The organism is Arthrospira sp. PCC 8006, from assembly GCF_046480465.1.
Lineage (GTDB): Bacteria > Cyanobacteriota > Cyanobacteriia > Cyanobacteriales > Microcoleaceae > Limnospira > Limnospira platensis.
In genome coordinates this window covers 1-22,094 of sequence record NZ_PKGG01000076.1, presented here as the reverse complement: position 1 = coordinate 22,094, position 22,094 = coordinate 1, and the positions used below count along the sequence as shown (strand labels likewise).

Sequence of the window (22,094 nt, the reverse complement as noted above, 5' to 3'; positions counted from 1 at the left end):
GGGCAAACAGAAAAGGACAAGCAATCGACACGCCAATTAGGTAGCAAAACTACTCAAAAAACCAAAAGGTAGATGTACCTGGTGTGGGCAATTCTTTACTCCATCAGACTTAATTGAAGTAGACCACATTGTACCTAGAAGCCAAGGTGGAAAGGATGAATACAAAAATATTCAATTATTACATCGCCATTGTCACGATGATAAAACAGCTCTTGATAAAGAGACAATGCTGTGCTCATAACAAAGAGACAGTCAGACTAGGAGTCGTATGAGGTGAAAGTCTCAAGTACGGTTTTGAATGGGAGGGGATGGAGGTGACTCCATTCTCGACCCCTTCTAGTTTTCTGGCTGTCTCCTGGATCCGGAAAAATTCAGTTTCTGCCTCAATTCTAACCCCTGGCGTGCAACTGACCGGATTTTCCAGAATTTGACCCTTCTCCCAGGTTAGGGAACTGGCGTCTTCTAGCTTGGTCTCACAGCGCAGCGGGGATTGGATTAGCCCCGTTGTATGCCCTCAATCATCAGGATTATCAACAAATCCGCCAGAAAATTGATACAGCTCTGGACGACTGACGATATCAGTGACGAGTTCGGCGTTAGGGTAGAGTTAGAGTTTCCCCTAAGCAACTGTTAATCCAGTCGAAAATTTCCCGGTTCACCCGTTCGGGACATTCATCATGGGGGCAGTGACCCGCGCCCTCCAGTTCTACTAACTTGATGTGGGGATTATATTTTAGGTAGAGGTGAGGTTTAGCCAGTTTCAGGGGAATCAGTCGATCCTGTTTTCCCCAGAGTAGTAATATGGGAACCTGCACCTGGGGGAATAGACTGCGTACAGATGGGCCGAGTTTAGAACTCCCCATAATCTGAAACAGAATAATAAAAGCCCTAGCCGCCCCTCGGTCTTGGGGTGGAGTAGATAGAATATGTATCAGTTCCTCTGTAACCGAGTCTTGATTGTGATAGGCTAATTTAACCCAACGACTGATGACAGATGGCTGTCTCACTAGATAGAATATGGGACGTAATATAATAGGGGAAGCAACCAAACTTTGGATAAACTCGACTGGGGGAACCATCCACCCAGCTAATAAGTCCGCTAAAGCGGCCGGATCGGGTAGACTGAGCATAACCAAACTTTGGATAAACTCGACTGGGGGAACCATGCACCCAGCTAATAAGTCCGCTAAAGCGGCCGGATCGGGTAGACTGAGCATAACCAAACCCTTAGCGGTTTTGGGATATTGAGCAACAGTTGCTAGGGCGATCAGAGAACCAATAGAGTTTCCCACCCAGATGGTCGGACGGCGGATAAAAGTTTGCCAAAAGTCATGCACCAATTCTGTCCACAGGGAAACATTATATGGGGCGATCGCCTTTTCAGAACAACCAAACCCCAATAAGTCCAAAGCATAAACTGGGTGGGAATGACTGAATGCCGACAAATTGTGTCTCCAGTGGCCGATAGATGCGCCAAAACCGTGAAGGAAAATTAAAGGAACAGGAGAGTTGCTCCCTAGTGGGTCTTGAACCTCAAAAATAGGCGACTTAGCCCCTTGAGGGTGTCCGCAACGCCGAAAAGTATAGCGAACTCTCCACCCCCGCCAAATCCAATCACGCTGAAAGCCCATCTGTTTGTGCCAGTCTGGTGAATCCATCTAACCGTCGTCCTGAGTACAACATAACTTGAAAGTTACCCCTAAAATACTAGGGTTCCTAAAGTTTAGATTAAATGTCAAGCCTATTGATATGGGAAATCAGTACAATGTTCTGTTAGGGGGACCCACAATTGTCGAGACATTCGTTGACCTCATTAACTTAAAATTCCTGTAATGCCTGTGATAGAATCAAAAAGAAATCGCAACTTACCTCAAATCAACGACAATATCCGCTTTCCTAAGATTCGCCTGATCGATACCGAAGGCGGTCAGCTAGGGATCATGACTCCCAGGGAGGCCATGAAACTAGCTCAGGAAAAGGAACTAGACCTAGTTCTGGTTAGCGATAAAGCTGACCCTCCCGTATGCCGGATTATGGACTATGGGAAGTTCAAATATGAACAGGAAAAGAAAGTTCGGGAAGCTCGTAAAAAGCAGCATACCGCCGATGTCAAAGAAGTTAAGATGCGTTACAAAATTGATGATCACGACTATCAGGTGCGTGTGAATCAAGCCAAGCGCTTCCTTAAATCCGGCGATAAGGTCAAAGCCACAATTATGTTCCGGGGTCGAGAAATTCAGCATAGCAACCTAGCCAGGGAACTGCTCAAACGTATGGCCGAAGACCTGGAAGAACACGCCGAAGTTCAACAGTCCCCCAAACAAGAGGGACGGAGTATGATGATGCTGTTGGCTCCCAAAAAAACAACAACTAGCTGAGACTCAGGAATTGTGGGTCATTGTGATTTGTCAAACCTGTTGCTGCTACGGTTATGATAAACCAGTAACCCCAGTTCCGCCTTATAACTGATAATTTAGAGAAGAGATAAAATTGAGGGGTCTCAATACGGGATGGAAAAGCGAATTGGTGAACCCGCAGGAGTGGGACAGGGTGTGCTACGCGGTCTAAATCTCCGCCCAGAAGAAGTAGAGCGAACTTTATTAATGTTCGCAGTATATACTTTTTCATCCATCGGACTGATTTGGTTAGAACTAAGTACCGTCGGCCTGTTTATTGATCAATATGGGGCAGAGAAACTGCCTTGGATTTATATTGCTAGTGCTGGTATCGGGTCTAGTTTGGGTGTAGTTTACTCTCGGTTACAGACATTTTTACCCCTGCGCCGGGTGATTGTTCTGATTTTACTACTCATGGCAATCCCCCTGTTTCTATTTCGTTTTGGTTTGGGAATAGAAGATGTAAGGGTATTGGGATTAAGCCTTCAATTTGTTACCCTATTTGTCATGTGGCTGTGGGTTGAGGCTTGTTATCTCCTCAACGATCTCAATACCTCCATTACCTCCAATCAACTTTTTAACATTCGGGAGATCAAGCGCACCTATCCCATTATCAGTAGTGGTTATCTCGTCGCTGGGGTGGTTAGCGGTTTCTCCCTGCCTCTATTGCTCAGATTTGTAGGCTTAAATAATGTCACCCTAGTATCTGGGGCTATGGTGATTGTGGGAGCAGGTGTTTTATTTTATCTGTCCCAAAGATATGAACAGTCTTTCCCTGATTCTTCCCGGTGGACCCCGGAAGACGAACTACCAGAATTTAGTACCCGTAGCCTCAAAGGTCCCCTACAAGGCTATGTCATTCCCTTGGTGCTATTTTTCGTCATGGCTGAAGTCGTCTATGTCATGGTCGATTTCCAGTTTTTCAGTCAGTTAGAATACCGTAGTGGTATCGGTGGCGCTAGTTGGATTGTTAGCTTCCTGGGACTATTTGAGGGGATTTTAAGTACCTTCCAAGTAGCAACTCAGTGGTTTGCTTCCAGTCGCTTGGTCGAAAAAATAGGCGTGTTTGGTACAGCATCTATCCTTCCTGTGGGGGTAGTCGCCTTGGGCCTGTTTTCCTTGATAGGGGGGGCTACGGGTTTATTTACCATATTTATAGGGTTTTTGATTCTCAGATTTTTAGATGAACTGTTCCACTACACTCTCATCGAAACTACCGGGACGGTTCTATTTCAACCCCTACCAGAAAATATTAGGAGTGATATTCAGACCCTGGTTAATGGTGTATTTGAACCCCTGTCAACGGGTTTGAGTGGTATCGGGATTTTGCTGTTGCTGTGGCTGATTAACCTATTTTTACCCGATGGTGTCCCAGAAGGTATTTTCCAGCAAGACCAAAGTCTGATTTTTGTCGTAACTATTATTTTGTTGGCTTTTGTCTGGTTGTGGGTGGTCTGGAAAATTCGCTCCCAATATGTAAGACTTCTAGTTCGTAGTGCTGAACGCGGTCGCCTGGGAACTACAGATATTGATATGCGTAGCCTCAAGCGATCGGTGGTCGATGAGTTGAAACAGCCAACCCCAGAAGCTGATAAGCATTCCTGTATTGAATTACTCAGCCAACTTGATCCTAAAAATGTCGGGGAGACTCTGGTTCCACTACTGGAGATTATGTCCCCGAATCTTCAGCGTCAAGCCCTAGAACTGATGCTAGATTATCCTAATCCCGCTCATTTAGAGGCGATTAGATCCCTATCTCGTAGCAGTCTACCTCCTGAAGTTTTGGCTTTGGCACTACGCTATATCTGGTTAACTGAATCTAACCCAGATATTAATCAGTTGAAACCTTACCTACAACCAAGGGTCGATCCGGTGGTACGGGGAACAGCCGCGGCCTTGATTATGCGTCGTGGCGATCGCGAACAAAAAGCGGCAGCCACTAATACTATCCGGCGCATGATCGTCTCTAATCAAGAACCTGAAAGGGTGATGGGAGTCCGGGCTCTGGGTGATGCTGATTATATGCAAGGGTTGCGAGTTTATCTTAATGACCTCCTCGCTGATGAATCTCTCAGGGTCCGCTGTTCGGTCTTGGAAGTCATTGCGGCTACTAAGATGGAAGAATACTATGGCTCCCTATTAAAAGCCGTTTCCTACCGTTCTACCAGAGAAGCAGCAAGAATGGCCTTAGTCCGCTTAGGAAATGAGGCTATTCCTCTGTTAATCAGAATAGCCACGGATATCTATAAATCAGATTTGGTCAGACTTCAGGCTTGGTCTGCTTTAGGAGACATTGGTACGCCATCCGCCTTAGATACTCTCATTGATAATCTGTTAATTTCCTGGGGAACCACCCGACGTAATATTCTCCGCATTCTCCTGAAAATTCCCGATGATGCGGGGATTGAAAGAACTTTAGACCGCATTGGACGTAATGGGGTGGAAACGTTAATTGAACAGGAGTTGATGTTTATTGGTCAAATCTATAGCACTCTTTTAGACCTCGAACCTGAAAAACCTACAGCTCCTATCTTACCTTATACTGTCTCCCTTGAGGTCGCTTCCCCCCTAGAAATGCTCTGTCGCGCGCTCCGTAATCTTGAATCTGATGCTATAGACCGCTGTTTTCTGCTGATGAAGTTCCTTTACTCCCTCGGATCTATTCAGGCGGCGGCTTTCAATATTCGCTCTGGACAACAGGGAAATATTGCTCGTGGGTTGGAAATCTTGGATAATACTGTTGATATTTCCCGTAAACGAGCCTTGATTGGCATTTTGGATAATCACTCTATTGTCCAAAAAATTGAGGATCTCTCCCCTTTGATTTCCTATAAACCAATGACACCTAGCGATCGCCTCCGTCGTTTACTGGAGTTTCGCCATTTCCTCTCAGATTGGTCTTTGGCTTGTTGCTTCCACCAAGCGCGGTCCGCCAGTTGGAGTCTCACCGCTGAACAGACTTTAATGTGTCTGAGACACCCCACAGGTTTTGTGCGGGAAGCTGTTTTGGCTTACCTCAAGATGGGAGCGCGTCAGGCTTTGGTAGAATTATTGCCAATGCTACAAACTGATCGGGATCCTCTGGTGGCTCACCAAGTACAACAATTAATCTCGGAATTAGCTGTACACAGAAAAACCGAAATGCCTTGATCAATAGGGAGTCCGTCTGGATTCAAGTTCACTAACTCGCCTTGACCTATTATGTTAACTAGCGTCCAACGCCTATTGTTTGTGCGAAAAGTCCCCATTTTTCAAGAACTTAGGGATGATTTCTTGGTGCGTCTTGCTTCTGTTATGGATGAATTGTCTTTTCCCGCTAATCAGAGTATTTTTACTGAGGGACAAGAAGGCCGATCGCTTTATATTGTCGTTTCTGGTCAGGTCAAGGTTCATCATGGCGATCGCGAATTGGCTCGTTTGGGTAAAGAAGACTGTTTTGGCGAAATGTCTCTATTTGATGCTGAACCGCGATCGGCTTCTGTCACTACCCTAGAACCCTGTGAATGTCTCATGCTCACACAGATGCAGCTTTATGATGCTATTGATGAGACCCCTGGTATTGCGGTTAATATTATTCGCTTACTATCTCGCCGCATTCGAGAATTGAATCAAAAAGCCAACGCTCAAAACCCTAAATCTTCTATCTCCGAAGTCAAAGTCCCACCCGATCGCTCTTGACATCGGATTTAATGTTGATTTTTTCTTCAAAAAAAAATTTGAGGGTCGCTTTTTTTGCCTCGCGGGGATTGACAGCCCAGAGCATTGCTGCTACTATATTGACAGTAGCCTTAATAATGGAACATTTGCCAAAATAAAAAAATTACAACCATCCAATTATAATAAAAGTATAGCGCAAGCGCCCGCGAAAAGCAACCCCCTCCCCCCAAAAAAAATTTTTTGCAACATTTCTTAAAATTTTGTAACAAAAGTTAACAAAGTCATAGTTTGGTACGAGGGGATGGTCTGATAGATGGTCTGAATGTATATATAATAGACAAAAGTTAAGTCGGAGATGGCAAAATCTACCAAGGCCCTATGTCAACAGAAATTAAGGACGAATTACAGCTAGAAGTGCAACGCCGCCGTAATTTCGCCATTATCTCCCACCCAGACGCGGGAAAAACCACATTAACAGAAAAACTGCTGCTGTACGGAGGGGCGATTCATGAAGCCGGGGCGGTAAAAGTCCGCAGGTCGCAGCGTCACGCGACATCAGACTGGATGGCGATGGAACAACAACGGGGTATTTCTATCACTTCAACAGTTTTGCAGTTTGAATATCGTAACACTCAGATTAACTTACTCGATACCCCCGGACACCAAGATTTCAGTGAAGATACCTATAGGACCTTGGCGGCGGCGGATAATGCGGTGATGCTGGAAGATGCAGCTAAGGGGTTAGAACCTCAAACGCGGAAGCTGTTTGAAGTGTGTAAGATGCGGGGCTTACCTATCTTTACGTTTATTAATAAAATGGATCGCCCGGGTCGGGAACCTTTGGAACTTCTTGATGAAATTGAGCAGGAGTTGGGTTTACAACCTTACCCGGTAAATTGGCCTATTGGTATGGGCGATCGCTTTAAAGGGGTTTTTGACCGCCATAAGCGACAAATTCATCTATTTGAAAGGACGGCCCACGGTTCTCGGGAAGCGGTAGATACAGTGATAGATTTGGGAGATCCGCGTATTGAGGATTTATTAGACCAGGATCTGTATTATCAACTCAAGGAAGAATTGGAACTATTAGACGCTTTAGGATCAGATTTAGATCTCGAGGCGGTACATGGTGGGAAAATGACCCCAGTATTTTTTGGTAGCGCCATGACTAACTTTGGGGTACAACTGTTTCTGGATGCTTTCCTAGAATATTCGTTAAAACCAGGTCCCCACAGTAGCACGATTGGGGATATTCCCCCAGATTATCCAGAGTTTACTGGGTTTGTGTTTAAGTTACAGGCGAATATGGACCCGAAACATCGCGATCGCGTAGCTTTTGTGCGGGTATGTACGGGAAGATTTGAGAAGGACATGACTGTTAGCCATGCTAGAACCGGAAAAACGGTGCGTCTGTCACGTCCCCAAAAACTGTTCGCTCAGGATCGCGAGTCAATTGATGCGGCTTATCCTGGGGATGTAATTGGCTTGAATAATCCGGGGGTATTTGCGATCGGTGATACGATATACAACGGCCAAAAACTGGAATATGAGGGGATTCCCTGTTTTTCCCCGGAACTTTTCGCCTATCTGAAAAATCCTAACCCCTCTAAATTTAAACAGTTCAATAAGGGTATTACAGAACTGAGGGAAGAGGGAGCCATTCAGATCATGTATTCTCAGGATGATTCTAAACGCGATCCAATTTTGGCGGCGGTGGGTCAACTTCAGTTTGAGGTAGTTCAGTTTCGGATGCAGAATGAATATGGGGCGGAAACTCGCCTAGAATTGTTACCCTATAGTGTGGCTAGATGGGTAGCAGGGGGATGGGAAGCCTTAAACAAGGCGGGAAGACTGTTTAATACTGTGACTGTTAAAGACAGTTGGGGTCGCCCAGTTTTGTTATTTAAGAATGAGTGGAATTGTCAACAGGTACAGTCGGAACATCCCGAACTGGATTTAAGAAGTTCGGCTCCGGTGGTTTCTGGTCAGCAACCGAAATAGTCGGAAAGGCGGGAAAGGCGGGAAAGGTCGGAAAAGTCCAGGCGATCGCGTAGCGTGTGCGTAGCACGTATCGCGCAGCGACTAGGCGGTAGTATCGCCTGTTTTTGGGTCAAAAAGATGCACTTTTTCAGGAGCGATCGCCAAGGCAATTTTATCTCCCAAACTAACATCAACAGCGGCTGGAATCCTGACCTGTAAAGAATCTTCTGGGGGGTGAGTAAACCTGACAAATAACAATGTTTCATGTCCCAAGGCTTCCACCCGTTCGACCCGGACATTAAGATGATTAGGGCTAGGTTCTGCGAGGGTTAAATGTTCTGAACGCACCCCCAAAACCACAGACTGATCAGCCCAATTAGTGAGACCAGCTATCCTTTGGTGAGATAAGCAGAGGCGAAAATGGGGATGAATTAACTCACCCGACTTAGATAATTTAACGGTGATAAAATTCATAGGAACCGAGCCAATAAACTCGGCTACAAAACGGTTAGCGGGGGAATTATACAAAACCATGGGACTGTCAATTTGCTGAATTTGTCCGCCATTCATGACAGCAATTCGGGTCCCCATAGTCATAGCTTCGGTTTGGTCATGGGTAACATAAATAGTAGTAGTTCCCAACTTTCGCTGAAGTTCAACGATTTGCGATCGCATTTCTGTGCGTAACCTAGCATCCAAATTAGATAAAGGTTCATCCATGAGAAAAACCTGGGGATTTCGAGCCATAGCCCGTCCTAAAGCCACCCGTTGTTTTTGACCGCCAGAAAGTTGTTTAGGGAAGCGATCTAGTAGGGGTTCAATCTGCAAAATCTCAGCAATTTCTTGTACTCGCAGCGCAATGGAGCGTTCCCGAGTAGATTGATGACGGAAGGACTGAGGAAAAGGGAGCGATCTGGTTATAGTCCCCGCCAGTTTTGGGAGGAATTTTTCAGGTTTACCAGTACGTCGCAATCCAAAAGCCAAATTATCATAAACTTTAATATGGGGATATAGGGCGTAATTTTGAAATACCATAGCGACATCGCGGTTTTTGGGAGGACAATCATTAACTAAGCGATCGCCAATCCAAATCTTTCCAGCGGTGGGAGTTTCCAACCCAGCAATTAAGCGTAACAGGGTACTTTTTCCACAACCAGAAGGTCCGACAAATACCATAAATTCACCATCACCGACGGTGAGGTTAATATTACGAAGTACGGCTCTATCTGGGTCTGTTGAGGTGGGGGTGGGTTCTTTCTGTGTGGCTGTAAGGGGGCTGACGGTTGAGGCGACCCTTACAGTATTTGCTGGGGAAAAACGCTTATAAATATTCTCCAAAACGACGATCGCCATAGTGATTAACCCTCGATGGTTGTATCATAAATGGGGCTAACCACGGACAAAATCGGTTCCCAAAAATTCAATTCGACCATGCGATCGCCATAACCATCTTTACCCCAAACGGGAATCACATCAGGAACTAAAGTTACCATAGGATTTTCACTGGTTAAACAATATACAGGCTCACGGGGAGTAGTCGTGGCTAACCCCCGACAAGCATATCATAATGACTGATACTTTAACATCTGAGTACCAAGGACTAACTGGAGCATGGAGGTTTAAGCGATCGCAATTCCTTTTTGAGGGATTTTCATAACTCCGAGGGCTCTCGAAACTAAACCTTGTAGGTTGGGTGAAACCCAACAGAGATGATAGTAGGTTGGGTGAAACCCAACAGTAAACCTTGTAGGTTGGGTGAAACCCAACAGTAAACCTTGTAGGTTGGGTGAAACCCAACAGTAAACCTTGTAGGGTTAAAGATGGTAAAGTTGGGTTTCGTTCCTCCACCCAACCTACTAAACCTTGTCGGTTGGGTGAAACCCAACAGAGATGATAGTAGGTTGGGTGAAACCCAACAGGGTTTAGAGATGGTAGGGTTAGAGATGGTGGTGTTGGGTTTCGTTCCTCCACCCAACCTACTAAAGTGGAGTGTGGGGGTTTAAGCGATCGCAATTCCTTTTTGAGGGATTTTCATAMCTCCGAGGGCTCTCGAAACTAAACCTTGTAGGTTGGGTGAAACCCAACAGTAAACCTTGTAGTAGTAGGTTGGGTGAAACCCAACAGGGTTAGAGATGGTAGGGTTAGAGATGGTGGTGTTGGGTTTCGTTCCTCCACCCAACCTACTAAAGTGGAGTGTGGGGGTTTAAGCGATCGCAATTCCTTTTTGAGGGATTTTCATAACTCCGAGGGCTCTCGAAACTAAACCTTGTAGGTTGGGTGAAACCCAACAGTAAACCTTGTAGTAGTAGGTTGGGTGAAACCCAACAGGGTTAGAGATGGTAGGGTTAGAGATGGTGGTGTTGGGTTTCGTTCCTCCACCCAACCTACTAAAGTGGAGTGTGGGGGTTTAAGCGATCGCTCTACGGCTTGGCGAAACTGCACATATATTCACTATCAAAGCAACCAGAAACCATAGTACAATAAACCCAATTGTTTAGATCTCTCTTTATTGAAAAAAAAGGAGTTGTTATGGCTTTAATAAATCTAAATTTATTGTCGGTGATAGCAAAAACGGCAAAAGCTTCGTTGCCTGTGGTTGCAGATATTGCAGAAAAAGCTGCGGTAAAAGTTGTGTTGCCTGTGGTTGCAGATATTGCAGTAGGATCGGTAAAATCTGTGTTGGCCGTTGCAGATATTGCAGCGGGAGCGGCAGAAGCTTCGTTCCCTGTGGTTGTAGATATTGCAGTAGGAGCGGCAGAAGCTTCGTTGGTCGTTGCAGATATCGCAGTAGGATCGGCAAAAGCTTCGTTCCCTGTGGTTGTAGATATTGCAGTAGGAGCGGCAGAAGCTTCGTTCCCTGTGGTTGTAGATATTGCAGTAGGAGCGGCAGAAGCTTCGTTCCCTGTGGTTGCCACAATTGCAGGCGTAGCGGTAGAAGCGTTGCCTGTGGTTGCCGCAATTGCAGTAGAAGCGGCAGAAGTTTCGTTGCCTGTGGTGACCGGAATTGCAGTGGGAGCGGCAGAAGCTTCCTTGCCTGTGGTTGCCGGAATTGGAGTGGGAGCGGCGGTAGAAGCTTCCTTGCCTGTGGTTGTGCCTGTCGTTATAGGAGCTATGATAATTAACTTGACAGTTCAGATTATTAACTCTCCCGCTACAGTGGAAGCATTATGTTAAAGAAAAAACAACCTCCCCAATAGAAAGACTAAACTAACCTACTACTAAACCTTGTAGGTTGGGTGAAACCCAACAGTAAACCTTGTAGGTTGGATGAAACCCAACAGTAAACCTTGTAGGTTGGGTGAAACCCAACAGTAAACCTTGTAGGTTGGGTGAAACCCAACAGTAAACCTTGTAGGTTGGGTGAAACCCAACAGTAAACCTTGTAGGGTTAGAGATGGTAGGGTTGGGTTTCGTTCCTCCACCCAACCTACTAACTTGTAGGTTGGGTGAAACCCAACAGTAAACCTTGTAGGGTTAGAGATGGTAAAGTTGGGTTTCGTTCCTCCACCCAACCTACTAAACTAAACGATCGCTCCCAGTGATTAACCCTCGATTGTTGTACCATAAATGGGGCTAACTACCGACAAAATCCGTTCCCCAGACCTCAATTCCACCATGCGATCGCCATGACCATCCTTACCCCAAACCGGAACCACATCAGGAACTAAAGTTACCATACGATTTTCACTGGTTAAACAATAGATAGCCTCACCGGGAGTAGTCGCCACCAACCCCCGACAAGCATCATTGCGGGAGTGAAACTGTAACATCTGAGTACCAATTCCCCCTCGACGAGAACGTTGGAGACTTTGTAGAGAAATCCGTTTAAAATACCCTTGTTCTGAAACCAACAGAATAAACTTGTTGTTCAACTCACCAGTTGATGACAGAGTAATACAGCCCACCAACTGTTCATTTTTTCGGAGTCGGGTAGCCACAGAACCCTGAGCCGTGCGTCCCATGACGGGGATCTGGTCAGCATTAATATCCAAACGCAACAGCCGCCCCCCAGAGGTCGCCAAAACCACTTGATCGCCTGTAGCAGCCAGATTAGCATAACTTAACTCATCATTATCCTTGAGTTTCATTACGGTAATTCCCCTAGCGCTCAAATCCATGAAATCAGTCCCGGATAAGCGCTTAATCTTTCCCTCTGCGGATAGCATGATTAAATCAGTCTGATCGGAAAAAGCGCGCTCACGCTGGTCAGCATCAGTTTTTGGTCGCACCGGAGAGCTTTGTAAACCCGCCCCCAAAAACGCAGCCACAATCAAATCTTGAGGGCGGGTACTGGCATCTTTGGTGGCGGAGGGAGATAATAAGGTAATTAAGGGGACACCACGGGACTTGAGAGAAACACTGGGGATATCAGCCACATTCAAGGGGTAAGCCTTACCCATGCGGTTAATAATAACCAGAGTTTCCGCAGTGGTAGTTAGATAAGAGGTGACGGGAAAATCATCGATCGCCTCAATCGTAATATCCTCACGGGACTGGGGACGAGACAAGTTGTGGGGAGTCACTCGTCGCACATATCCTCTCAGGGTCATTTCGACCAAAGTCTCTTCTACCGCCGGTAATTGGGGGCGTAAAATCTTGGATTCAGTAGCTTTTGAGGGGGGATGCACCCCCTTAGAAGACCGGGCGGACACAGACTGAGATTCCTGGGACTCTGAAGAAACAATGCGAGTCCGACGTGGATCTGAGTATCGACGTTTAAGCGATCGCAATTCCTTTTTGAGGGATTTTAATAACTCCGATCGCTCTGATAATAAACGGCGCAGGCGCTGAATTTGCGCCGCCAACTCCGTGGCTTCCTCCTGCAACTTTTTCCCCTCCAACCCCGTCAATCGTCTCAGCGGCATAGCTAGAATTGCGTCAGCTTGCTCGGTACTGAAATCTAAACGAGTTTCTAGGGACATTTTAGCAGAACTACCATCGGGAGCATTTCGCAAAATATCGATCACCTCATCCAAAGCTGATAAAGCCTTGAGTAAGCCTCCCACCAAATGCTCCCGACGTTCGGCTATTTCTAACTCCGATCTATAGCGACGCAGGAGAGTTTGTTCACGAAACCCTAAAAATTCCTCCAGGATTTGTTTCAGGCTCAGTTGTCGAGGTTGACTGTTGACCAAAGCCAGGAAAATCGCCCCAAATTTCGACATCAAATCCGTGTGCTGATAGAGATTATGCAGCACCACTTCCGGCGTAGCTTCCCGTTTCAGTTCGATCACAACTCTAATTCCTTCGCGATCGCTTTCGTCTCGGATATCAGAAATCCCCTCCAATTTACCCGCATTCACCAAAGCAGCCACCTTTTCAATCCATCCCGCCTTATTTACCTGAAAAGGTAATTCCGTGACCACAATGGCATTTTTAGTGCGTTTACGACCCGCTGTAGCTACCTGCTCAATTTTCGCCACCCCCCGCATCACAATACTACCTCGCCCGGAGGTGTAGGCTTCTTTAATGCCTTCTGTGGCGATAATTTCCCCCCCAGTGGGAAAGTCCGGTCCCGGAATCAGTTGCATTAACTTCTGATCGCAAAGGTCGGGATTATCAATTAAGGCGATTAAGCCATCGACCACCTCCCCTAAATTGTGGGGAGGAATATTAGTCGCCATACCTACTGCTATCCCAGAGCTACCATTGAGGATTAAAAACGGTAGCTGCGCCGGGAGAACTGTGGGTTCTTGTTGGGAATTGTCAAAGTTACTGGTAAAGTCAACCGTGGCTTCTCCTACCTGGGTCAGCAGTCCCTCATTACCGATAGTAGCTAACCGGGTCTCTGTATACCTCATGGCGGCGGGAGGGTCGTTATCTACCGAACCAAAGTTACCGTGACCCGCCAATAACGGATAACGACTAGAAAACTCTTGCACTAACCGCACTAGAGCATCATATACCGACTGGTCGCCGTGGGGGTGGTATTTTCCTAATACGTCCCCAACTACCCGCGCACACTTACGATAAGGGCGATCGGGTGTTAGCCCTAGTTCGTGCATCGCATATAATATGCGACGGTGTACTGGTTTTAAGCCGTCTCGGACATCTGGTAGCGCTCGCCCCACAATTACACTCATGGCGTATTCGAGGTACGATTGCTGCATTTCATTGGTTAATGATGTGGGTATCACTTCCCCGCAAAGAAAATTTAACTGTTTAGCCATGAGTTGGATCGATTTTAGGGTTTAGCAATTTTAATATTTGGGACACTCTAGGGATTTCAACACCTGAGTTAAAGACGATTTCGGAGCCTACTATTTTAGGTTAACTGCAATGTTGCCCGGTTTGGAGCAAAATTTGGCGATGCAATTGGGCATTTAATCAAGTTCAAGTTCCTGTTTTGCGGTCATAATGAGATCAGACGGGGATTTTTTGGGTTCGCCCAATACTATCAACCTCGTGTTATGATTGCACATCGTAACTGGAGAGTATGTCCAGCGGAGACTCTGAATGAAGACCGTTCTGATTGTAGAAGACGATCCGGTTAATGCCCGCGTTTTTGCCAAAATTTTGAGCAAACGAGGGGGATTAGCGGTTAAGCACACTGAAAACGTAGACGAAGTAATGCAGATAGCTCGCACTAAAGAGGCTGACCTGATTTTGATGGATGTGTCATTGGCTCGCAGTGTGTATCTGGGTAAAGCAGTCGATGGGATTAAAATTACCCAGTTGCTCAAGGCTGATCCAGATACAGCTAAGTTACCAATTATTCTAGTGACCGCCCACGCTATGGCGGGCGATCGCGAAGATTTTTTGGCCGAAAGTGGGGCTGACGACTATATTTCCAAACCTGTCATTGATCATCAAGAATTTGTCAATAAAATTAAGTCGCTCCTCCCCAAGGATTAGCTATGCTATCCTTAGAGTCGGCTGATGGTTTGTCGCATCCGAGGTGTGGAAAGAAAAGTCCGAGCATCCTCCATAAGGCGATCGCCCCAGAGATTTTCTCGGAGAAATTCAAGCTCTGCATAACGACTATCTAGTTGCAGGGCTTGTTCTCCCAAGGTTAGAGCCCTCTCGGTGTCACCTTGTTGATAAAGGGCGACAGCAATGGCTAACAGCGGCTCGGCGGCGGTTTCATCAATGGCAAAAGCCTCTTCCCAACGCTGCACTGCTGAATCGGTTTTACCGAGTTCGTATTCCACTAAACCAATATTATTAATTGCTGGCCAGAGGAGTCTCTCCTGTTTATAAGCTTCTTCGTATTGGGCGATCGCTTGCTCAAATTGTCCCAGTTGAAAATAGGCATTACCTAAATCAAACAAGGCTCCGGGAACATTAGGATTGATTCTTAAACCCTGTTGGATTTGCTCGACAGACCTCTGATAATCTCCTTTGCGAAAATAAGCCTCCCCTAAAACAAACCTAATTGCTGGGTTGTCAGGGGCTAAGGCTTGGGCTCTGTTTAGGGCTTCAATTCCGGCTTCTGTGCGATCGACCTGGATATACAGACTACCTAATAAAGCCCAGGTTTGGTAGTTGTTGKGTGCTAATTGGGTGGCTAATTCAGCACGGGGTAGGGCGAGTTGGTATTGCTGAAATCGCGTGAGTTGGGCGGCTTCTTCAATTAAACCCTCTCCGGTTTGTTGTAAATGTTCTGAGTCTACTTGCAGGGTGTAAGGTAATAGGGCTTGGGCGAATGCAGGTTGACGCACACCCGTCAGACTCACCAACATGGGGAGGGTCAGTAGTAATCCACCTAATGGCCTGATTAGGCGTTTAGGGCGACTTGTGAAATGGCTAAAAATTGATGTCCAGAGCATGATTATTACAGGTGATCAAAGGGGATTTAATTTAGATTTAGGTTAGGGGAAGCCAAATTTCAAATTCTGTGCCTACACCCAGTTGCGATCGCAGATTCAGCTTGCCTCCGTGTTTGGCGGTGACAATTTGATAGCTTAACCCTAAACTGGTTTCTTTGTCAGCGCGACGATGGGCTGAGAAGGACTCCAGAATTTTCTTCGATTGCGACAATGACATCCCCGGACCATTATCACTTATTTTAATTAAAACCCAGGATTCCTGATTGAACTGACCCCTAGGGGGATTTTCTGGGTCGTCCTTCATGGCACTAACTTTGATAGTAATTTCAATGCGGGGGCGATCGCTTCTTTGAATCCGAAGGGCCGGCCCGAACTCGTCTACCCAGTCCTGTCTCACCGCCCGATCAATCAGAGCATTAACAGCATTGGTCAGAATATTCATAAACACCTGATTTAACTGTCCAATATAGCAGGAAACGGGCGGAACTTGCCCATAGTGGCGAATAATTTCGATTTCTCCTTTGATTTTGCTTTGGATTAACAAGACAATACTATCCAAAGACCCTTGCAAATCTGCTGGCTTGGGGTGGACATTATCAATATGACAGAAGTTCTGTAAGCTGGTTGCTAATCGATTTAGGCGATCGGCTCCCCCATTAATACTAGCAACTACTCGCGGTAAATCCGATCGCACAAAGTCTAATTCTATCTCCTCCTGTTTAGCTTCAATCTCTGGCGGCACTTGGGGAAAATGCTGTTCATAGGCAGATAATAACTCCATTAACCCTTGGGCGTATTCATTTAAATGGGTAAGATTACCCCAAATAAATCCCACCGGATCTAAGATTTCGTGGGCGACACCATCTACTAAGCGCCCTAGGTTACTCATTTTTTCACTCTGAATCATTTGGATCTGGCTGCGTTCATAACGCACTTGGGTTTCAATACCTCTAATTTGCCAATGGGCAATATTGAGATCATCAATATTTAAAATAGAGTAGGGAATGGCTGGATTTCCTGGATGAGCTACCACAATGGGTTCGGCAATTAGTTCTGGCGATCGCCTTCTAGCATAGCGCGCCGCCTCTAAAATGGTCATGGTTTCCGGTAAGACTAGCATCGGGAAACCCCCATAACTATAACAAACTCCCAAGGATTGACTTGCCAACATTTCTCCCCCTTGAGGTCGGATGAAAAACTCTAATAATTGTCGTCGGGAAAGCAGACCCACTAATTGAGGTTCCTCTGATTCTATGTCTTCCCAAATCAATACCCCAGGTAGTAAAGCGTGACGCTGAAATTGTCGGACTACTTCTGACACCGAGCTATCTGATTTTACACCAAAATGATAAGTTGGTAAATCCGTCAAGGTGCCTTCCCAGTCTAGGTCTGGGCTATTTCCCTCTAATAGTTTGGGGAAGGATAAGTAAGTTTTAAATTGCTCTGACACTGGATGCTATAGAGTTCGGAATTTTGATGCCGATTCGATTATAAATTATTCCGAGCCTTGAGTCGCTTAAATTTGACTATCCTTGTGTAAATCCATTAGGACCAATAGTGCGATCGCATTGTTCAGGAGATAGATTAACTCCCTTAGCCCGAAACAGGTTACAACCAATAAATATAGTATTTTCTATCTGCGCCCCTTCCAGATTAGCACCCTGTAGATCAACATTGACTAGGTAAGCATTTCGTAAATCCGCATTATACAGGTCTGCCGCTTGTAAATTCACATCAGACAATTGAGCCCTCTGTAAGTTACTATAGCGTAGATTAGCGCGATAAAAATTACTATGGGATAGGCAAGCATCAGATAAATTCACCTGGTTCAGTTTCACATCCCCAAATTCACTCTCCAGAATCTCCGTATTGCTCAAATTAGCATGACTTAAATTCCCATAAGGCATATATACTTTAATTAATCGACTGGCTACCAGATTAATATTCCGCAAATCCACTTCAAATAAGTTGGCTTTGACTATTTCAATTTTGAAAAAATCTCGTTGACCATTAACATAATTTATCCATAAGTCCTGCTCAGTTAAATTCTGCATTTTGGAATCATTTAAGATATCATTTGTTTTCCGGAATCTCTACCCACAAAGTCGATGGCAGTTTCACACTGTAGGACACCTAGACACCACAACTGATAAGTTTTAATCTTTTTTTTATAGTTAGCGATTTATGGGACTGAATAGCCAGTAGTTTTATAGATATAATCTTGAATTCTTTGATAAGTACCGGGGTTGCTGTGGCGATTAATCACTACCTGTTCATGGGTATTCGCCAACCAAAATACAATCCGCTGAGTACCATCACAGCTAAATACTTGGATACGACTTAAATCAATTATATATTCATTGCGGTCATAATTAAACTTAATCCAAAACCCGGTGGCTGGACTTTCTGCTGTTTGTTTTTTGATGTAATCGAGAATAATTTGATAGGTTTCTGGGTGAGTTTTTGGATGAATGACAATAGGATAGTTACCATCTTTTAACCAGAAGGTTAGGCGATTATTTAAGCCAAAACAAAATGCACCGATGCTATGGAGATCGATAATATAGGTTTCTCTTTCATAGATCAGTTTAATCCAGTGCGCCACAAGATTACCTCAAACCTGTGATTCTTGCCATAATTAGTATTCGGAAAAATGCAGGCAGCATGATAGATTACCAAAAATCCGCCCTAACCAACTGATAAATTCAATTGGCGGGCGTTAATTTCTAGGACTTATCAGCGGAATTATTGACTACCGCTGGGGGTTTACTCTCTGACCCCAAGGTGGTTTTCTTGTCTTTCTCTAAGAGATGACAAGCGGCTTTAATTAACCCTTTAAACAGGGGGTGGGGAGTATTAGGTCGAGACTGGAACTCAGGATGAAATTGGGTAGCAATGAAAAATGGATGCTGGGGAAATTCAATAATTTCTACCAAGCGACCATCTGGAGATGTACCACTAATCATATAACCGGTTTCCAAAAATAGACTCCGATAGGCATTATTAAACTCATAGCGATGGCGGTGGCGTTCATAAACCACTTCCTGGTCGTACAGTTTAGAGGCGAGGGTATCAGGCTGTAACCTACAAGGATATAACCCTAAACGCATAGTTCCACCGAGATCGACAACATCCTGCTGTTCTGGTAATAAGTTAATTACCGGGTTAGGGGTGTTTGGATCAAATTCGGCACTATCTGCATTCGGTAATCCGGCACAATAACGCGCCCATTCGATAATAGAACATTGCATCCCTAAGCATAGACCTAAAAACGGGATTTGATGTTCTCTGGCATAACGAATCGCTGCAATTTTACCATCAATTCCCCTGACCCCAAAGCCCCCAGGGACAATAATACCGTGAACTTCTTTCAGGGCTAATTCTACATCATCAGTTTGTAGGTCTTCTGAATTGACCCATCTGAGATTGACTTCAGTTCCCACATCAATTGCTGCATGGCGCGCCGCTTCTACTACCGACAGGTAAGCATCGCTTAACTGGATGTATTTACCGACGATCGCAATTTCTACCGTAGTCGGTTCCATGCCCGGAAATCCACCTCTTTGGGTATGATAGAGGCGATCGACAAGAGTTTGCCAAGAACTCAGATCTGGCTGTCGCTGTTCCAATTTCAGAAGTTCCAAGGTTTGCTGGGCGAGTCCTTCTTTTTCCAAAATTAGGGGTACTTCGTAAATGCTATCAGCATCTTGGGCTGTAATCACACTCTCTACCTCTACATCACAAAACTCCGAGACCTTCTCCTTTATCCCCATAGGTAAAGGGCGATCGCACCTACAAACCAGAATATCTGGTTGAATACCAATTGATCGCAATTCCTTCACAGAATGTTGAGTCGGTTTAGTTTTCATCTCCCCCGCCGCACTAATAAAAGGCATTAAGGTAACATGGAGATACACCACATTTTTGCGGCCCACATCCTTCCGAAATTGTCGGATCGCCTCTAAAAACGGTAAAGACTCGATATCTCCGACGGTTCCACCAACTTCTGTAATGACCACATCTGAGTGTGTATTTTTGGCTACCCTATGGATACGTTCCTTACACTCATTGGTAATATGGGGGATCACCTGGACTGTTCCCCCATGATAGTCCCCCCGTCTCTCTTTATTGATTACAGCTTGATAAATCGCCCCCGCTGTCACACTATTTAGGCGGGACATAGAAGTGTCAGTAAATCTTTCATAATGTCCCAAGTCTAAATCAGTTTCTGCCCCATCTTGGGTAACAAACACCTCCCCATGCTGAAACGGACTCATGGTTCCCGGATCAACGTTAATATAGGGATCTAACTTGAGGATGGATACAGAATAGTTACGCGATTTTAGCAAACGCCCTAAACTCGCGGCCACAATTCCCTTACCGATACTGGAGACGACCCCACCTGTAATAAAAACAAACTTAGCCATAAAAATGATCCAACGCTAACCCATTGGGACTACACTTATTCTGCCATAAAACTGAACCTTTGCCAGTTAAATCTTGAGACTGAATACTTAATTTGTGTTAATGTTTGTTAATGTGTTTCCCCCTGGGCTAGACATAACTGAACTCCCTGCTAGATTAGGGTATGAGTGATTAACCGCCGTTAATATCACTATATTTAACATTCGAGCGACTGGGAGATAATTGCTCAAATATAGGATCGGCTTTTCCAGCTAAATACTCCCCATAGCGTTGGGCTAACGGTGGCACAAATACTAAGGGATTACTAAAGCCTGAAAATACATGGATTCCTGACCAATTTGGTATCGCACCTATCATGGGTAAACCATCCCCGGTAAATGCTACTAAACAGTGATACCAAGTGGCTGGCAAATCTGCTAAACTTGGTAAAATTTTGGCGATCGCCTCTCGGATAGTAGCCTCACTTTCCCCCTGATTAATCACCGCCTTCGGATTACTCAAAGTTCGCGAAGGTTGCCCGATTCTCAAACGACCATCTAACAATTGTACAGCACTAGGGTCTATAATAAATGGTGCTAATTCCTGATGGGGTTCATCCCACAACTCTTCTAGTTCCGGCTGAGTAGCGATCGCCTCCAGCCCAAATCGGGGCATAGTCGCCGACATCACCACAGTTCTGAGTTTTGGGGGCAATTTTGGGGTTTCTAAAACTTCCGTATGTGTAAAATGTATTTTAACTTTAATTCCCCCTTTTTTTAACAGTTCCCGACTCATCCCTCCCGCACAAACAACCACATTAGCCGCCGATAAATTTTCCCCATCTGCAATCACACCATTTATCCGGTTTCCTACTCTAATTAAATCAGAAACCATGGCAATTTTAAAAGTTCCCCCTAACCGTTGTAAACCATTTACATATCCTTGGTTTAAAGCCTCTGGGAAAATGTGACCATGGCGAACCGTAAACGCACCAGCTATTTCCTCCGGGTTGAGCAGCGGTTCTAATTCGCAAGCCGTTGGAGTATCTACCCACCTAGGAGGAGTCACAAAGGGGGGATAATTAGCTGCTATGGTTTCCGGGTCAGTATCTCTGGGGACTGTTAACACTAGATCCACTTCCCGCAACTGCGTATCAACCCCTAACTCCTCTGATAAAACCTGATGGCGTTTCCGTCCCTGTTGACACAATTGATAGCTTAGATCATTATAACCCGCCCAATAAGCGAGTCCTCCATAACTGTAGCGCGTAGCATTTGCTGGAGTCGGAAACTGATCTATTAACATCACCGAAAATCCGGTTTTGGCTAATTCATAACTGAGGGAAGCACCAGCAATTCCCGCACCAACTACAATCCAATCAAAAGTTTTCATGGTCTAATTTTCATAGAGATTACCTAACATTTTCCCATAAATAAGGTTAACCCCATGGTTACTATAGGCGATCGCTCCTCAGTCAGACCCCCTAAACCTATCACCTTACCCAATAACTAGGAAAGTGGCTATTCTGTTACTCATCCTGATGAGAATCGATATAAGCAAGCAACCATTTAGCTTCATCGAAATCTTCCCTGATAGTTTTTAAGTCTAGTAATCCGATTAATTTAGAACCATCCTTGGTCTTTGAGTATCTTTTCCCTTTTCGGATTTGCTTGTCTCCTCTGATTTTGACAATATCAAAATACTGCCTAAAAATTGTGTCAATTTTTTCACTAGGTTTGCTAATTGCTTCGGGATGTATATTGTTGATTAAAGGATTACTTTTAATATCTTCATTAACCCTTTTGCGGATCAATCCTTCACTTTTGGCAAATTCTTCAATTTTGTCAACTTGGGAAAGGAGCCATGCTTCCATTTCCTGGATCATAAA

General features: G+C 45.1%; 18 protein-coding genes and 1 pseudogene. 8 read left to right on the top strand and 11 right to left on the bottom strand.

Features of this window, described 5'->3' with window-relative positions; all coding sequences use genetic code 11:
- Positions 1-241: pseudogene (locus B9T16_RS13120) on the top strand (HNH endonuclease); the annotation flags it as partial.
- Positions 242-596: 355 nt separating this feature from the next.
- Here B9T16_RS13120 and B9T16_RS13115 read toward each other — a convergent pair.
- The gene (locus B9T16_RS13115; protein WP_014276726.1) at positions 597-1,658 is read right to left on the bottom strand and encodes an alpha/beta fold hydrolase; all 1,062 of its coding nucleotides are present in this window, start codon (positions 1,656-1,658) and stop codon (positions 597-599) included.
- A 174-nt stretch (positions 1,659-1,832) separates the two neighbouring features.
- Between B9T16_RS13115 and infC the strand changes: the two genes are divergently transcribed.
- The 4 genes from infC (at position 1,833) to B9T16_RS13095 (ending at position 8,054) form a co-directional block, all read left to right on the top strand.
- Positions 1,833-2,378, top strand: coding sequence for a translation initiation factor IF-3 (gene infC / locus B9T16_RS13110; protein ID WP_006617261.1), 546 nt, complete (start codon positions 1,833-1,835; stop codon positions 2,376-2,378).
- A gap of 132 nt (positions 2,379-2,510) precedes the next feature.
- The gene (locus B9T16_RS13105) at positions 2,511-5,546 is read left to right on the top strand and encodes a HEAT repeat domain-containing protein (protein ID WP_410244970.1); all 3,036 of its coding nucleotides are present in this window, start codon (positions 2,511-2,513) and stop codon (positions 5,544-5,546) included.
- A gap of 51 nt (positions 5,547-5,597) precedes the next feature.
- Positions 5,598-6,074 carry a Crp/Fnr family transcriptional regulator gene (locus tag B9T16_RS13100; protein WP_006617259.1) on the top strand — a complete coding sequence of 159 codons (477 nt, stop codon included), beginning with the start codon at positions 5,598-5,600 and terminating at the stop codon, positions 6,072-6,074.
- Positions 6,075-6,431: 357 nt separating this feature from the next.
- Positions 6,432-8,054: a peptide chain release factor 3 gene (locus tag B9T16_RS13095; RefSeq protein WP_410244969.1), complete on the top strand. Its 1,623-nt coding sequence runs from the start codon at positions 6,432-6,434 to the stop codon at positions 8,052-8,054.
- A gap of 81 nt (positions 8,055-8,135) precedes the next feature.
- Here the strand turns inward: B9T16_RS13095 and B9T16_RS13090 are convergent, their stop codons facing one another.
- Positions 8,136-9,386: an ABC transporter ATP-binding protein gene (locus B9T16_RS13090; protein WP_410244968.1), complete on the bottom strand. Its 1,251-nt coding sequence runs from the start codon at positions 9,384-9,386 to the stop codon at positions 8,136-8,138.
- A 5-nt stretch (positions 9,387-9,391) separates the two neighbouring features.
- Positions 9,392-9,526, bottom strand: coding sequence for a hypothetical protein (locus tag B9T16_RS13085; RefSeq protein WP_286131360.1), 135 nt, complete (start codon positions 9,524-9,526; stop codon positions 9,392-9,394).
- An 821-nt stretch (positions 9,527-10,347) separates the two neighbouring features.
- Between B9T16_RS13085 and B9T16_RS13080 the strand changes: the two genes are divergently transcribed.
- Complete coding sequence (locus B9T16_RS13080; protein WP_158307572.1) at positions 10,348-10,509, top strand: hypothetical protein; 162 nt, start codon at positions 10,348-10,350, stop codon at positions 10,507-10,509.
- 14 nt (positions 10,510-10,523) lie between these two features.
- The gene (locus B9T16_RS13075; RefSeq protein ID WP_410244967.1) at positions 10,524-11,207 is read left to right on the top strand and encodes a hypothetical protein; all 684 of its coding nucleotides are present in this window, start codon (positions 10,524-10,526) and stop codon (positions 11,205-11,207) included.
- Positions 11,208-11,575: 368 nt separating this feature from the next.
- Here B9T16_RS13075 and B9T16_RS13070 read toward each other — a convergent pair whose 3' ends face one another.
- Positions 11,576-14,203 (bottom strand): DNA topoisomerase (ATP-hydrolyzing) subunit A, encoded by a 2,628-nt coding sequence (locus B9T16_RS13070; protein WP_410244966.1) that lies wholly within the window; start codon positions 14,201-14,203, stop codon positions 11,576-11,578.
- A gap of 286 nt (positions 14,204-14,489) precedes the next feature.
- On the opposite strand from B9T16_RS13070, the gene B9T16_RS13065 reads away from it, so the two are divergent.
- A complete protein-coding gene (locus B9T16_RS13065; protein WP_006618172.1) occupies positions 14,490-14,888 on the top strand; it encodes a response regulator in 399 nt (132 codons plus the stop codon).
- Positions 14,889-14,899: 11 nt separating this feature from the next.
- Here B9T16_RS13065 and B9T16_RS13060 read toward each other — a convergent pair whose 3' ends face one another.
- The 7 genes from B9T16_RS13060 to B9T16_RS13030 form a co-directional block, all read right to left on the bottom strand.
- Positions 14,900-15,802 carry a tetratricopeptide repeat protein gene (locus B9T16_RS13060; protein ID WP_410244965.1) on the bottom strand — a complete coding sequence of 301 codons (903 nt, stop codon included), beginning with the start codon at positions 15,800-15,802 and terminating at the stop codon, positions 14,900-14,902.
- A 37-nt stretch (positions 15,803-15,839) separates the two neighbouring features.
- Complete coding sequence (locus tag B9T16_RS13055; RefSeq protein WP_006618170.1) at positions 15,840-17,252, bottom strand: sensor histidine kinase; 1,413 nt, start codon at positions 17,250-17,252, stop codon at positions 15,840-15,842.
- A gap of 76 nt (positions 17,253-17,328) precedes the next feature.
- Positions 17,329-17,856, bottom strand: coding sequence for a pentapeptide repeat-containing protein (locus B9T16_RS13050; protein WP_006618169.1), 528 nt, complete (start codon positions 17,854-17,856; stop codon positions 17,329-17,331).
- A gap of 128 nt (positions 17,857-17,984) precedes the next feature.
- The gene (locus tag B9T16_RS13045) at positions 17,985-18,407 is read right to left on the bottom strand and encodes a hypothetical protein (protein ID WP_006618168.1); all 423 of its coding nucleotides are present in this window, start codon (positions 18,405-18,407) and stop codon (positions 17,985-17,987) included.
- A gap of 121 nt (positions 18,408-18,528) precedes the next feature.
- The gene (locus B9T16_RS13040; RefSeq protein ID WP_006618167.1) at positions 18,529-20,229 is read right to left on the bottom strand and encodes a CTP synthase; all 1,701 of its coding nucleotides are present in this window, start codon (positions 20,227-20,229) and stop codon (positions 18,529-18,531) included.
- A 169-nt stretch (positions 20,230-20,398) separates the two neighbouring features.
- The gene (locus B9T16_RS13035; RefSeq protein WP_410244964.1) at positions 20,399-21,598 is read right to left on the bottom strand and encodes an NAD(P)/FAD-dependent oxidoreductase; all 1,200 of its coding nucleotides are present in this window, start codon (positions 21,596-21,598) and stop codon (positions 20,399-20,401) included.
- 136 nt (positions 21,599-21,734) lie between these two features.
- Positions 21,735-22,094, bottom strand: a 360-nt coding sequence (locus tag B9T16_RS13030) for a DUF4276 family protein (protein WP_410244963.1), incomplete at its 5' end; no start/stop codon positions are given.

Excerpts from the sequence above, each read along its gene's own strand:
- B9T16_RS13100 (WP_006617259.1), top strand. The coding sequence starts at position 5,598 with ATGTTAACTAGCGTCCAACGCCTATTGTTTGTGCGAAAAGTCCCCATT.
- infC (WP_006617261.1), top strand. The coding sequence starts at position 1,833 with ATGCCTGTGATAGAATCAAAAAGAAATCGCAACTTACCTCAAATCAAC.
- B9T16_RS13070 (WP_410244966.1), bottom strand. The coding sequence starts at position 14,203 with ATGGCTAAACAGTTAAATTTTCTTTGCGGGGAAGTGATACCCACATCA.
- B9T16_RS13040 (WP_006618167.1), bottom strand. The coding sequence starts at position 20,229 with ATGGCTAAGTTTGTTTTTATTACAGGTGGGGTCGTCTCCAGTATCGGT.
- B9T16_RS13050 (WP_006618169.1), bottom strand. The coding sequence starts at position 17,856 with ATGCAGAATTTAACTGAGCAGGACTTATGGATAAATTATGTTAATGGT.
- B9T16_RS13115 (WP_014276726.1), bottom strand. The coding sequence starts at position 1,658 with ATGGATTCACCAGACTGGCACAAACAGATGGGCTTTCAGCGTGATTGG.
- B9T16_RS13095 (WP_410244969.1), top strand. The coding sequence starts at position 6,432 with ATGTCAACAGAAATTAAGGACGAATTACAGCTAGAAGTGCAACGCCGC.
- B9T16_RS13065 (WP_006618172.1), top strand. The coding sequence starts at position 14,490 with ATGAAGACCGTTCTGATTGTAGAAGACGATCCGGTTAATGCCCGCGTT.
- B9T16_RS13105 (WP_410244970.1), top strand. The coding sequence starts at position 2,511 with ATGGAAAAGCGAATTGGTGAACCCGCAGGAGTGGGACAGGGTGTGCTA.
- B9T16_RS13090 (WP_410244968.1), bottom strand. The coding sequence starts at position 9,386 with ATGGCGATCGTCGTTTTGGAGAATATTTATAAGCGTTTTTCCCCAGCA.
- B9T16_RS13085 (WP_286131360.1), bottom strand. The coding sequence starts at position 9,526 with ATGGTAACTTTAGTTCCTGATGTGATTCCCGTTTGGGGTAAAGATGGT.
- B9T16_RS13035 (WP_410244964.1), bottom strand. The coding sequence starts at position 21,598 with ATGAAAACTTTTGATTGGATTGTAGTTGGTGCGGGAATTGCTGGTGCT.